The organism is Enhydrobacter sp., from assembly GCA_025808875.1.
In the GTDB taxonomy this organism is placed as follows: Bacteria; Pseudomonadota; Alphaproteobacteria; order Reyranellales; family Reyranellaceae; genus Reyranella.
In genome coordinates this window covers 3,892,990-3,906,007 of record CP075528.1, presented here as the reverse complement: position 1 = coordinate 3,906,007, position 13,018 = coordinate 3,892,990, and the positions used below count along the sequence as shown (strand labels likewise).

Sequence of the window (13,018 nt, the reverse complement as noted above, 5' to 3'; positions counted from 1 at the left end):
TCAGGCGGCGATCGCGTCGTCCAGAAAGCCGTGCAACGTGACCTCGTCGACGTCGCGGCTAACGAACGCTGTGCCGATCCCGCGGGCGAGAACGAAGGTCAGCCGGCCGGCCTCGGCCTTCTTATCGCCGCGCATGTGCTCGATCAGGCGCGCTGCGTTCCAGGTCCTGCGGTTGTCGCCACCGATCGTGCGCAGCCGCACTGGCAGGCCGACCTGGGCGAGATGGCACCGAACCCGCGCTGCGTCTGCAGCGGAGCAGAGTCCGAGCCGCACGGAAAGGTCGAAAGCGAGGGCCATCCCGACGCCCACCGCCTCGCCGTGCAGCAGGTCGGGGCCGAAGCCGGTTTCGGCTTCGAGAGCATGTCCGAACGTGTGGCCGAGGTTGAGCAGCGCGCGCAGGTCTGTCGTTTCGCGTTCGTCGGCAGCGACGATGCGGGCCTTGGCCAGACAGCTGCGCTCGATGGCGTAGCTGCGCTTGTCGGCATCGCCGGCAAGCAGCGCCTGACCGTTCGCTTCGCACCATCGGAAGAAGTCCGGATCGTCTATCAGCCCGTACTTGGCCACCTCGGCATAGCCGGCGAGGAGCTCGCGCGGCGGCAAGCTGTTCAACACCTCGGTATCGGCGATGACCAGCCGCGGCTGATAGAAGGAGCCGATCAGGTTCTTGCCGTGTCGGGTATTGATCCCGGTCTTGCCGCCGACCGATGAATCGACCTGCGCGAGCAGCGTGGTCGGCACCTGGATGAAGTCGACGCCCCGCAACAGGACGGAGGCGGCAAAGCCCGTGAGATCGCCGACCACGCCGCCCCCCAGCGCGACGAGCGTCGTCCTGCGGTCGGGGTGGCGATCGAGCAGATCGTTCATCAGCTTGTCGAAGGCGCCGAACTGCTTGCTAGTCTCGCCGGCCGGAACGATCAGGGTGGTGGATTCGATCGAGGCCGCACGGAAAGAGGCCTCGACTCGCTCGGCGTAGTGTGGCGCCACGATGTCGTCGGTCACGACGATGACTTTGCGCGAACCGAGTACAGGTCTTGCCAAATGGCCCATGCGGTCGACGAGTCCGGGGCCGATGACGATGTCGTAGCTTCGTCCGGCGAGATCGACGCGAACGGTCCGGTGCGCCGTCATGCCGGCGCACTCGATGGCTGCAGATGGCGGCGCAGCGCCTCGACGACCTGCTCCGTGGTCCGCTCGGCCGGCTGGGCGGTCGATTCAACGACAATGTCGGCCTCGGCATAGATCGGGTAACGCTGCTGCATGAGCCGTTCGAGGACTTCCCTCGGCTCGCCCTGGCGCAGCAGCGGACGGTGTCCGCGCCGGCGCACCCGTTCGTACAGCACGTCGAGATCGGCACGCAGCCACACGGTAATTGCCTTTCTGCGCATCAACGCGCGGGTCTCCTCGTCGATGTAGGCGCCGCCCCCCGTCGACAGAACATGGGGCGGACCCTCGAGCAGGCGCGAGATGACCCGCCGTTCGCCGGCGCGGAACTCGACCTCGCCGTAGCGCTCAAAGAACTCGGAGATGGTGCAGCCTGCGGCATTCTCGATCTCCTCGTCGGCGTCGACGAAAGGCAGCGCCAGCCGCATCGCCAGCCGCTTGCCGATGGCGCTCTTGCCGGCGCCCATGAGGCCGACGAGAGCCACCGTACGCGGCATCTGGAGTGGCGGAGAAGCGTCCATGACAGTCGGCAAGGATGTCGCGCATCCGGCGAGCAGATTCAAGCGACTGCGACCGGGCCGGCGGCGTTGCCGCTCGTCCAGCGGGCGGGTAGTTTGCCCGGATCGTGCCGCTGTTTCGTTCCCGCAGCCATTTTCGCGTGCCCACGCTACGGCTTGGGCCAGTCGTCGCGTTTGTCGTCGCCTGCCTCGTGGTGGGCGGGCTGGTGGCGCTCGTCGTCATCGAGCCGCGACCTCCGCTGCGGCACTTCGAAGTGACGGTCCCGAATGAACGCTTCGCGCGTTAGCCTGTCGGCCGCGCTCGGTCTCGCCTTGCTCGTACAGGCGGCGCAATCGGCGTGGGCACAGGCGTCGCCGCTCGACGAGAGGCCGAGCGGGTTCCTGACGGCTCGAACCGGCGGCCTGCCGGCGGATGCCTGGACCGGCACCGCCCTCGCGACGGCGAAGCGGCTGGTCTCAGCCCTGCCAGCGGCGCCGCGCAGCCGCGCCCTGCGTGACCTGCAGTTCAGGGTGATGGTGAGCGAGCTGGCGCCACCGATCGCCGACGGCAGTGCGGGGCCGTCGCTGTTCGCCCGCAAGGTCGATCGCCTTGCCGCGATGGGCGAGGGCGAAAGTCTCAACGAGACGGTGCGGTCGGCCGACGCCTATTCGGATCCGGATATCGCCGCGATCGTGGTCGATGCTCTGTTGATGGCGCGCGAGCGGGCGGGTGCCTGCAGTATCGTCAGTCGCCATGCGCTGGCTCAGCCGTTCGGCCGCCGTGCGGACATCGCCTGCAAGCTGATCGACGGCGACAACGCCGGTGCGCTGGCGGCGATCGCTCCGCTGCGCGGCAGCGATGCGGGCTTCGCTACACTCGTCCGGGTCGCGGCCGGCGGATTGCCGCCGACGGCGGCGCCTCCCGGTCCTCTCGACGGCCCGGCGATGGTCATGCTCGATCTCGCCCATGTCGCGCCGCCACCTTCGGTGCTCGGTACGACACAGCCGGCGATGATCCGCGCCCTCGTCGGGCACCGCATGCTGCCCCTGCCGATGCGCATCGAGATCGCCGAGCGCGGGGAGGCTCTGGCAGTGATAGAGGCTACCCGATTGAGCGATCTCTACCTCCAGGCGATCGGCGATGGCGTGGCCCTGCCGCCGGCGACCGCGCGGCGCGCCCGCCTGGTCGCGGCCGCGCGTAATGCCACCACGCCGCAGGAGATCGTCAGTGCCATCGCCGCGGTCTACGGCGAGACGCGCAACAGTCCATTGTTCGCCACGGTGGCCCGTGCCAGCGCCAGCGCGCTGCTGAGCCTGCCCGCCAAGGCCGAATATGCCAATGTCGCCCAGGAGGCGATGCGTGGCCTCCTGCTGCTCGGCGACAAGCGGCTCGCCGAGGCCTGGACGAAGCTCGCGCTCAACGCCGCCTACAACAACGCGCGAGCGATGATCGCGCTCGATCGGCTGATGCCTCTCGTGGTCGTCGCAGGTATCGACAATCCGCAGCGGCTCGACGCCGACGACGTCAACCGCTGGTACGAGGTGATTCGTCAGGATGACGCCCGTACCGCGCCATTAAATGGCAATTTGCTGCTTCAGCTGTTCCGCGCCACCGGCAACGATCTCGCCCCGCGCGCGACGCAGCTTCCCGAGGTGCCACCCGGCAACGTGCGCCTCGTCATGCCGCCTGCCGCTACCCTCCGGGCGTTGCAGATCGCAGGGGCCGCCCGTCGGCGCGCCGAAGCGGCCCTGCTCGCCGCCGCTGCAGCCGGCGAAACGCCCCTGGCCCAGCTTCATCCGACGGCGGTCGGCATCATCGTCCGTTCCCTGCGCGAGGCCGGTGAGGACCACGCCGCGCGCCTGTTCGCGATCGAGACCGCGATCGCTCACGGCCTGTGAAGAAGAAGGTCGCAGCGCCCGCCTTGCCGCGCGAGGGCGAGGCGTTTCTCGAAATGCTGCGGGCCGAGCGCGGTGCGTCGCGGAACACCGAGGCGGCCTATGGAGCCGATCTGCGCCATCTCTTCGCCTTCGTCGCCCGCCGCCGGCAGGGTCCGCTCACGACCGATGCCGAGGCGCTTCGTGCCTACTTCAAGTCCCTCGACTACGTCGGCATGACGCCGCGCACCGTGGCGCGCCGGCTGTCGGTGATCCGCCAGTTCTTCCGCTTCCTGCTGGCGGAGCGGATGCGCGACGACGACCCGTCGACCACCCTCGATTCGCCGCGGCTCGGGCGGCCGTTGCCCAAGGTGCTGTCGCGTGACGAGGCCGACCGGCTGATCGAGGCGGCCAAAGTCCGGGGCGGAGCCGATGGCGGGCGTATGTCGACCTTGCTCGAGATTCTCTACGGCACGGGCCTCAGGGTCTCGGAACTCGTGACGTTGCCGCTGTCGGCGGTGGAGCGCGATCGGTCGATGCTGGTCGTGCGGGGCAAGGGCGGCAGGGAGCGGCTGGTCCCGCTGTCCGATCCGGCGCGCGCCGCCATCGCGCAGTGGCTTCATGTCCGCGCGGCGTTCCTGGAGCAAGGCGAGACCTCGCGCTTCCTGTTTCCTTCGCGCGGTCGCGCAGGGCATCTGACCCGCCAGCGCTTCGCCCAGCTCCTGAAGGAGGCGGCGCTCGCGGCCGGCATCGACCCCGCCCGCGTGTCGCCGCACGTGCTGCGTCATGCCTTCGCCAGCCACCTGCTCGAAGGCGGCGCCGACCTGCGCAGCGTACAGCTCATGCTGGGCCATGCCGACATCGCCACCACTCAGATCTACACGCACGTGCTCGACGAGAAGCTGCGCTCCCTGGTGCAGGACAAGCATCCACTGGCCCGCCGCCGGCGTCGGCCGGCAGAGTGATCGGGCGTTGACAGGATTCCGGGGCCGGGCGACACCTGAATTTCAATGACGACGTATCTCGAGTTCGAAAAGCCGATCGCTGAGCTCGAAAGCAAGATTGCCGAGCTTCGGCACCTGCCCAACTCAGGCGATGTCGACATCGCCGAGGAGGTCATGCGCCTGCAGGAGAAAGTGCAGAAGCAGCTGCGCGCGACCTACGCCAAGCTGACGCCATGGCAGCGCGTGCTGGTGGCGCGCCATGCCGAGCGACCGCACGCCCAGCGCTACATCGACCGCCTGATCGCGGACTACACACCGCTCGCCGGTGACCGCACCTTCGGCGAGGACGCCGCCATCGTCGGCGGGCTGGGGCGCCTGGGCGGCCGCAGCGTCGTTGTGATCGGCCAGGAGAAGGGCGATGACACCGAATCGCGCATCAAGCACAATTTCGGCATGGCCAAGCCGGAGGGCTATCGCAAGGCGCAGCGCCTGATGGGGCTCGCCGACCGCTTCCGGCTGCCGGTGCTCACCTTCGTCGACACGCCGGGCGCCTATCCCGGCCTCGATGCCGAGGCGCGCGGCCAGGCCGAGGCGATTGCCAGTTCCATCGACACCTGCCTCGCGATCGGTGTGCCGCTGATCAGCGTCGTCATCGGCGAGGGCGGATCGGGTGGCGCGCTCGCCATCGCCTCGGCCGACCGCGTCTACATGCTCGAGAACTCGGTCTACTCGGTGATCACGCCGGAGGGCTGCGCCTCGATCCTGTGGCGCTCCAATGCCAACGCGCAGGAGGCCGCCGAGGCGATGAAGATGACGGCGGCCGACCTGCACCGGTTCGACGTCATCGACGACGTCATCCCCGAGCCGATGGGCGGCGCGCACCGCTCGCCCGACGAGACGATCGACACCGTGGGCAGGGTCGTCGGCGAGGCCCTGGCCGAACTCGCCGGGCTCGACGCCGACACACTGCGCCAGCGCCGCCAGGAGAAGTTCCTGGCGATGGGCAAGAAAGGCCTCTAGCTCAGCTCTTGTCCTTGCCCGCCGTCGCCGCCCACAGCGGCGATGCCATGGTCTCGGTGAAGTTCCTGAACATCAGGTTGAAGGAGATGCTGATGCGGTCCTCTTCGGCGTCATTGGACGGCACAGTGTGCTTCAGCCATGACGGGAACATTACCAGCCGGCCGGTCTTGCTCTGGGCATTGGCACCGTTGGCCGTCAGCCGCGTGAACTGGCGTGGTTCGGGCATGATCATCGAGGGACGCGGATCCTGGAACAGGATGCGCGAATGGGGCGAGGGCACCGCCACGTAGTAGACGCCGCTCAGGTAGTTGTTCGGATGATGGTGCATCGGGTGATAGGCACCACGCGGATTGATGTTGGCCCAGCAGCCGGTGATGGTCATCGGATACCGGTCGATCTGCAGGAAGCGCGCGACACCGCGCGCCGCGGTCTCGACCAGCTTGACGAACTCGGCGAAGGCCGGCCGCGTGTGCAGATCCTGCGGCGTCTGCCAATTGCTGCCGGGCGGAATGGCGGGCCGAGGCGCAATGATCCGCTCGATCTCCGCCTTGAGCCCGGCGTTCAGCACCGCCGCCGCGGCGGGCTGAAGATCGACGATCCAGAGCGGCGTGGGGAACAGCTCCTGGACTTCCTGCTTCTCGATCATGAAGGTATCATAGCATCCCTTTGAAGGGGAGGAATGCCGTGACAGTCAGCATCTGCCCGATCACCGAGAGCTTCGGCGCCGAGGTGGGCGACGTCGATCTCGGCCGGCCGCTTACCGCCGCCGACCTCGCCGCCATCCGCGAGGCCTTCGCCAGATACGCCGTGCTGGTCTTCCCCGACCAGGAGTTCGACGACGAGAGCCAACTCGCCTTCGCCCGCAACTTCGGGCCACTTGAGACCACGGTCTTCAAGGCGCGCAAGGACCATAGGTTGCGGCTGCACGAGAACATGGCGGACGTCGGCAATCTCGACGCCCAGAGCCGCATCCTCGCGACCGATGACCGCCAGCGCCTTTACAATCTCGGCAATCGGCTCTGGCATACCGATTCCTCGTTCAAGCGCCTGCCGGCCTATTGCTCGATGCTGCATGCGCGCTCGATCCCGCCAATCGGTGGTCAGACGGAGTTCGCCGACCTGCGCGCCGCCTACGACGCGCTGCCCGAGGCGACGAGGAAGCGCATTGCCGGCCTCGTCGCCGAGCATTCGATCATGACCTCTCGCGCCAAGCTCGGCTTCACCGACTTCGACGAGGGCGAGCGCAAGGCCTTCGCGCCGGTGCCGCAGGTGCTGGTGCGCCGCCTGCCCGATGCGGGCCGCATGAGCCTCTACATCGCGAGCCACGCCGGCGCGATCCGTGGCATGGCCGACGACGAGGCGCGCACGCTGCTCGACGAGCTCACCGCGCACGCCACGCAGCGCCAGTTCGTCTACGGCCATCGCTGGCGCGTGAAGGACCTGGTGATGTGGGACAATCGCTGCACCATGCATCGTGGCCTGGCCTTCGACGACCAGCGCTACAAGCGCGACATGCGCCGCGCCACCGTCTCGGACGTGGCGCCGACCTGCGAGCAGATGGGGCTGGCGGTCGCGGCGGAGTGATGGCGCCCGCTAGATCGGGTGGGCGTCATAGAAGTCGTCGAGGAATGCCAGCGCGCGAATTTCCTCCTTAGTCAGCCTCAGACTGCCTTGGGCCTGATGGCGCCGATAGAGGCCGATCAGCGCTTCGTAGATGTCTGACGGTAAGGGCTCGACTGTATAGCCTCGGCGGCTGCCATAGAGACGCCATGACCATCGACATCGAACTGCTCAAGATGCCCCATGCGGCCGCTGTTGTGGTGGTTCGACTTCAAGAGACAACCGCATGATGACCCGCCGCCACGGCGGATGGCCGCTCTCGTTCGCCAGGTTGCGTCGAAAGGCCGACGACCAGTCGCCGCGCGGCAGCTCGACGAAGCCGCGCCGCGCGTAGTAGGGGCCGTTCCACGGCACGTCCCTATAGGTCGAGAGGTGGAGCAAGCCGTGGCCGCGGCGTCGCGCTTCAGCGGCGGTTCGGTCGATGAGAGCGGCGCCCAGGCCACGGCCCTGCCAGCGGTCGAGCACCGAGAGCTGGTCGAGCCAGGCCGTGCCGCCAACCAGTTTCATCAGGGCGAAGCCCACCGGACGGTTGAGCGACGAGACGGCGACCCAGAGGCGGCCGTCGCGCCGCCCGGCTTCCAGCGAGGCGATGCTGGCGGGCGGCATGGCAAGCACCCGCGCCAGACCGACGCGGCGATAGCGCTCGTCCGCCGCGTTTTCGATGTGCGGCAAGAGCTCGATTTCGGCGGGACGCGGGACGCGAATCATGGCCAGCGATCGCGTAGGCTCGGTGCCTGTCCGGAGGAAGCGCCATGACCATCGACATCGCCCCGTTGAGGAAGGAGCTCGGCCGCAAGATCGTCGACGAGGACGTCGTGACCGAGGCGCCGATCAAGGCGATGCTCGCGACCTTCGATCGCGATGAGAAGGTGCCGGAGGCAGGCGAGCCGATCGCGCCGGGCTGGCATCTGCTTTACCTGCACTCCTATGCGCGGCGCGCCCAGCTCGGCAAGGACGGCGCCGCCGCCGAGGGCGGTGTGCTGCCCCGAATCCCGATGCCACGGCGCATGTATGCCGGCTCGACCTTCACCTTCGACGGCGACATCCGGGTCGGCGACAGGCTCCGCCGCGAGCTCGAATTCAGCGACATCCAGCTCCGCCAGGGCAGCACCGGCAACCTGATCGTCACGACGCAGACCCGGCGCATCTTCACGCCGCGCGGGCTTGCGCTCACGGAGGCGGCTAACACCGTCTTCCGCGAGGAGGTGAAGCCGGGCCAGAAGACCGGCGTGCCGGTGCGCGAGGAAGCGCCCAAGGACGTGCCATGGCGGCGTACCATCACGCCCGATCCGGTGATGCTGTTCCGCTACTCGGCGATCACTTTCAATCCGCATCGCATCCACTATGACCGCACCTATTGCATCGAGACCGAGGGCTATCCCGGCTTGGTTGTGCACGGCCCCTTCGCCCAGCAGTGCCTGTTCGACCTGCTGCGCGATTCCTTGCCAGGCCGCAGGATCAAGACCTTCGCCGTGCGCGCACGCGCGCCGTTGTTCGACACCTCGCCGTTCGACGTGATCGGCCGGCCGACCCAGGACGGCAAGGGCGCGGAACTGTGGACCGTCACGCCCAAGGGTACCATCGCCGCGCAGGCGGCGGCGACGCTCGCCTGATTCGACCCCCGCTTTCCGTCGAACCCGGATGCATCTCTTTAGTCGTTTGCTGCGCCGAAGCGCAGCGGACGGAAGAAGGCGCGGATGTCATCGACCAGCAGGTCGGGTTCCTCGAGCGCGGCGAAGTGGCCACCTCTGGGCATCGGCGTGTGGCGGCGGAGGTCGTAGGCGCGCTCGATCCAGCTGAGGGGCGGCGGCGGCGTGAGATCGCGGGGAAAGGCGGCGAAGCCGGTTGGTGTCTCGACGCGCTGGCCTTTGGGCAGGCCGCGCGAATCGTGCTGGGCAAAGCCGCGATAGAGCCAGGTTGCAGTGCCGGCCGTGCCGGTAAGCCAATAGACCATGATGTTGTCGAGCAGCAGGTCGTGGGAGAAGCGCTTGCGCGGGTCGCCGGCGCAGTCGCTCCAGGCTTGGAACTTCTCGATGATCCAGGCGGCGAGGCCGACGGGCGAGTCGGTCAGCGCCACGCCGAGGGTTTGCGGCCGCGTCGCCTGGATGCGCTGGTAGGCCGTCACGTCGTCGCGCGTCGCCTGCGCCTTCGTGAGCCAGGCCTGCTCCTCGGCGGTAAGCTTGGCGACGCCGAGGTCGATGCCGGGTCGCAGCCCCATCATGTTGAGATGACAGCCCAGTACCCCGCGCTCGTCCTTCATCGGGAAGTCGAAGGCGGCCCACGACGAGATCACCGCACCCCAGTCACCGCCCTGCACGCCGTACGGCCGTGCGTAGTTCAGCTTCTCATGGACCAGCTTGTGCCAGAGGCCGGCGACGGCGCGCGGCCCGATCGGCCCGACGGTACCGTCCTCGCGGATCGGTGGGCCGGAGAAGCCGTAGCCCGGCAGGCTGGGCGCGATCACGTCGAAGGCGTCGAGCGGATCGCCACCATAGCGCTCGGGGTGGGCGAGCTTGTCGATGACGCCCAGGAACTCGACGATGGATCCCGGCCAGCCGTGAGAGATCACCAGCGGCAAGGGGCGCGGCGCACCGTCGACCTCGGTGCCGGGCTCGCGGATGAAATGCAGGCGCTGCGGGCCGATATCGACCAGATAGTTGGGCCAGCGGTTGATCGCCTCCTGGCAGCGGTTCCAGTCGTAGCCGTGGCGCCAATGGTCGACCAGGTCGGCCAGGAAATCGGGGTCGGTGCCCGATCCCCATGATCCGGCGTCGGCGATGGCCGGCGCCGGACGCCAGCGGCGCAGGCGCTCGTCGAGATCGATCAGCGCGCGTTCGGGGACATCGACCTTGAAGGGTTCGGGCGTGTCATGGCGCGCCAATCAGCTCTCCAGCAGCTCCGTCCTGAGCCGCCGCACCATAGCATCGTCGAGGCCGAGCGCACGCTCGGCGAAGGCCTGCGGGCTGCCGTAGTCGGTCCGCACCACTTCGAAGGCCGCCTCGAGATAGGGCGTGCGCGCCTCGACGATGGCGGCACGGGTGTCGACATCGAGTTCGGGGTAACGGCCGATATGGCCGGTCCACAGCTCGTTGGTGCGCAGGTAGTCCTCGACCACCGCATCCCAGGGCACACCGAGCAGGGTGAGCAGCAGCGCCGAGGCGAAGCCGGTGCGATCCTTGCCGGCGGTGCAGTGAAAGACCAGCGGCCGGTGCTGGCCATCGCTCAGGGTGGCGAACAGGGTGCGGAAGCCCGGCGCGCAGCGGCGTGGATAGTCCCGATAGTGCTCGGTGAGGAATTGCATCATCAGGAAAGGACTGGCCGTTCCATCGGCCACGGCGGCTCGGATCTTCTCGCCAAGACCCGGCTCGATGGGGGCGCCGACGACACGGCAGGCCACACTGTCGATGCGGTGCGGCGTCTCGGCCGCCTCGCTGACGCCGCGCAGGTCGACGACGGTGCGCACCCCGATGCGCGAGAGGGCGCCGCAATCCTCGGCGGTGAGGCCGCCGAGATGGGCGGACCGGAAGACCGCACCGCGGCGCACGGTGCGGCCATCGTCCGTGCAATAGCCGCCGAGGTCGCGAAAGTTGGAACCGCCCTTTAGCGGCACGACGTGTGGAAGGAGGGTGACCGACATGGTCACCCCTTTATCAGAACTTCTGTGACAGTCCGATGAGGAAGGTACGGCGCAGGCCGTACTGCGGAGCGCCGACGCCGACGCCGGTGCCGTCACGGATCTGATAGGTCGTATCGAACACGTTCAGCACGTCGAACCGGACCTGGGCGCCGCGCGTGCCCTTGATCGGGATCTTCTGCGTCGCCGACAGGTTGACCACGGCATAGGGCTGGCCGGCCGAGTCGTTGGGGCTGATCAAGGTGCGCCGCAGGCCGCTGCCGTAAATCAGGTCGGCCGATACGCGCGTCGCCCAGTCCGAACCGTGATTGAAGACATAGGCGGCGCCGGCCGACGCGGTCCAGCCCTGGTCGTGGTCGACGTAGATGTAATTCTGTGAAATGAAGGTAAGATCCGCCGTATCGAAGTTGAACTGGGCCGAGTTGATATTGTTGGCCATGGTGTTCGACCAGGCGAGGTTGCCGAACACCGACCAGGGACCGTCGTCGTAGCTCGCAGAGAGCTCGATGCCCTTGGAATGGGCGTTAGCATAGTTGAAGTAGCTCAGCACGATCGGTGCGCCGAACTGGCCCTTGTCGAGCAGGTTCTCGACTTGGCGGTAGTAAGCATCGATGCCGAGGCGCAGGCCGGGCAAGGGACGCAGTTCGAAGCCCGCGTCGAAGTAGTTGGAGCGCTCGGCCCGGATCGGATCGTTGAGCGTGTCGGGTGAAGCCCCGGTCGTGCCCAGGGCGGCCTGGATCGCGCCATCGTTGACCTGGTTGACCGGGGGCGGCGTGAAGTAGCGGGCGTAGCCCGCATGGAACGTGAGCACGTCGTTGGGCTTCCAAACGACGTTGATGCGCGGACTCAGCTGGTTCTCGGCGATGCGTGCCGAGTAGGCGTCGAAGCGCAGCCCGAAATTGACGGTGACGGTCGGCGCGGCACGCCACTCATCCTGGAGATAGATGCCGAGCAGCCAGCCGATGTTGTCGCCGCCCTGCACGATGCCCATCGGCTGGTCGCTCGTCGGATCGCCAGCAGCGTCGACCGGCAGGACGTTCGAGTGGGTCAAACTGGTGGCGCGCTCGCGCTGGACGAGGAAGCCGCCACGGACCGTGTGGTCGGTCGCAGCCTTCCAGCTGCCGTCGCCCTGCAGGCCGGCGGCGAAGCTCTGCTGGCCCGCCCACGGCGCGATGCCGTTGAACATCAGGTCGCCCAGCGCATCGGGCTGGTAGGAGAGTTGCGAATAGCGGGAGAAGGCCGAGATCTGGAAATCGAGGCTGTTGTGGCGTTTCTGCACGGTCAGCATGCCGAAATAGGTGTCTTCCCACTGCCGCTGATCGAGCAAGGCGCTGTTGATCTGCGAGAAGCCGAAGACGGGAAAGTCGGCGACGACGCCCGACCGTTGCGGAATCTGGTAGCGGGCACTGGCACCGCCGGCGACGAAACTCAGCCGCGTTTCGTCGTCGACGATACCGGTGATCTTGGCCAGTGCGTGCCACTGGTCGGTATCGTTGTGGATCGCCGTCGGCGTCGGCTCAGGATTCTCGATGCCGGCGCCGCTGTGCAGGAACTGACCGGTGGCGAAATAGTCGATCGCGCCGCTGCGGCCGCCATAGCTCAGCGACGGTTGAAGGTAGTCGCGTGAACCGGCAGTCATCGAGGCCTCGGCCCCCGGATGGGTCGTGCCCGATTTCAGCGTCATGTCAATGATGCCGGCGGTGCGAAAGCCGTACTGCGCCGGCAACGCGCCGGTGATCAGCGACATGCGGTCGGCGAAGCGCGTCGCCAGAACCTGGTTGAAGATCGACAGGCCCTCGGGCAACTGCACGCCGTCCAGCCGGTACTGCAGGTTGCCGTGGTCGCCGCGGACGTGGACCTGCCCGAAACTGTCCTGCACGACGCCGGGCGCACGCAGCAGCACCTGGTTCAGCGGCGCGCTCTCGCCCTGCGGGACGTTTTCGATGGTGCGCGGGGTGAAATCGTACGTCGTCGCGCCGAGGCTCGGCTGGATGGAGCCGCGCGCCTCGTCAAAGCGTCGGGCGGTGATCTCGAGGTCGATGGTGGCGGGTGACGTTCCGGCTTGTCCGAGGGCGGTGTGCGGCAAGGCGAGCCCGGCGAGTACCAAAACTCGAACTGTGAAACGCCGTCGCATCCTCTTTCCCCCGGTCCCGAGTCATGCCAATCCATAGCCATTGGACAGTGTGATGTTATACTATAACATTCTAGGAGAGCAAGCCGGGCAACGACCGCATGCGTCTGTGCGCGCACGCTGGCTGCGGGGCGGC

Annotated in this window: 13 protein-coding genes; 6 read left to right on the top strand and 7 right to left on the bottom strand. The window is 67.7% G+C overall.

The features are described 5' to 3' along the window. Window positions 1–1,128: a 3-dehydroquinate synthase gene (gene aroB / locus KIT25_19310; GenBank protein ID UYN94164.1), complete on the bottom strand. Its 1,128-nt coding sequence runs from the start codon at window positions 1,126–1,128 to the stop codon at window positions 1–3. After that, the gene (locus KIT25_19305) at window positions 1,125–1,682 is read right to left on the bottom strand and encodes a shikimate kinase (protein ID UYN94163.1); all 558 of its coding nucleotides are present in this window, start codon (window positions 1,680–1,682) and stop codon (window positions 1,125–1,127) included. The genes aroB and KIT25_19305 overlap by 4 nt, the downstream gene beginning before the upstream one ends. Window positions 1,683–1,786: 104 nt before the next feature. Between KIT25_19305 and KIT25_19300 the strand changes: the two genes are divergently transcribed. Genes KIT25_19300 through KIT25_19285 form a run of 4 tightly spaced genes read left to right on the top strand, consistent with a single transcriptional unit; the run spans window position 1,787 to window position 5,497 of the window. Beyond that, entirely contained in the window at window positions 1,787–1,966 is a 180-nt protein-coding gene (locus KIT25_19300; protein UYN94162.1) for a hypothetical protein, read from the top strand. After that, complete coding sequence (locus KIT25_19295) at window positions 1,947–3,557, top strand: hypothetical protein (protein ID UYN94161.1); 1,611 nt, start codon at window positions 1,947–1,949, stop codon at window positions 3,555–3,557. Before KIT25_19300 ends, KIT25_19295 begins: the two co-directional genes overlap by 20 nt. Window positions 3,558–3,610: 53 nt before the next feature. Continuing rightward, window positions 3,611–4,498: a site-specific tyrosine recombinase XerD gene (locus KIT25_19290; protein UYN97993.1), complete on the top strand. Its 888-nt coding sequence runs from the start codon at window positions 3,611–3,613 to the stop codon at window positions 4,496–4,498. A 45-nt stretch (window positions 4,499–4,543) separates the two neighbouring features. Then, window positions 4,544–5,497, top strand: coding sequence for an acetyl-CoA carboxylase carboxyltransferase subunit alpha (locus KIT25_19285; GenBank protein ID UYN94160.1), 954 nt, complete (start codon window positions 4,544–4,546; stop codon window positions 5,495–5,497). 1 nt (window position 5,498) lies between these two features. Here the strand turns inward: KIT25_19285 and KIT25_19280 are convergent, their stop codons facing one another. Further along, on the bottom strand, window positions 5,499–6,143 hold the full coding sequence (locus tag KIT25_19280; protein ID UYN94159.1) for a hypothetical protein: 645 nt from the start codon (window positions 6,141–6,143) through the stop codon (window positions 5,499–5,501). 38 nt (window positions 6,144–6,181) lie between these two features. Between KIT25_19280 and KIT25_19275 the strand changes: the two genes are divergently transcribed. Next, on the top strand, window positions 6,182–7,081 hold the full coding sequence (locus KIT25_19275) for a TauD/TfdA family dioxygenase (protein ID UYN94158.1): 900 nt from the start codon (window positions 6,182–6,184) through the stop codon (window positions 7,079–7,081). A 207-nt stretch (window positions 7,082–7,288) separates the two neighbouring features. On the opposite strand, the gene KIT25_19270 is transcribed toward KIT25_19275, so the two are convergent. Beyond that, entirely contained in the window at window positions 7,289–7,789 is a 501-nt protein-coding gene (locus KIT25_19270) for a GNAT family N-acetyltransferase (protein ID UYN94157.1), read from the bottom strand. Window positions 7,790–7,869: 80 nt separating this feature from the next. On the opposite strand from KIT25_19270, the gene KIT25_19265 reads away from it, so the two are divergent. Further along, window positions 7,870–8,730: a MaoC family dehydratase N-terminal domain-containing protein gene (locus tag KIT25_19265; GenBank protein UYN94156.1), complete on the top strand. Its 861-nt coding sequence runs from the start codon at window positions 7,870–7,872 to the stop codon at window positions 8,728–8,730. Between the two features lie 38 nt (window positions 8,731–8,768). Here KIT25_19265 and KIT25_19260 read toward each other — a convergent pair whose 3' ends face one another. The 3 genes from KIT25_19260 to KIT25_19250 are packed head-to-tail and all read right to left on the bottom strand — an operon-like array spanning window position 8,769 to window position 12,885. Beyond that, entirely contained in the window at window positions 8,769–9,998 is a 1,230-nt protein-coding gene (locus KIT25_19260) for an alpha/beta fold hydrolase (protein ID UYN94155.1), read from the bottom strand. Continuing rightward, complete coding sequence (locus tag KIT25_19255; protein UYN94154.1) at window positions 9,999–10,754, bottom strand: tyrosine-protein phosphatase; 756 nt, start codon at window positions 10,752–10,754, stop codon at window positions 9,999–10,001. A gap of 13 nt (window positions 10,755–10,767) precedes the next feature. Beyond that, window positions 10,768–12,885: a TonB-dependent receptor gene (locus tag KIT25_19250; protein UYN94153.1), complete on the bottom strand. Its 2,118-nt coding sequence runs from the start codon at window positions 12,883–12,885 to the stop codon at window positions 10,768–10,770. Window positions 12,886–13,018: the final 133 nt, after the last annotated feature.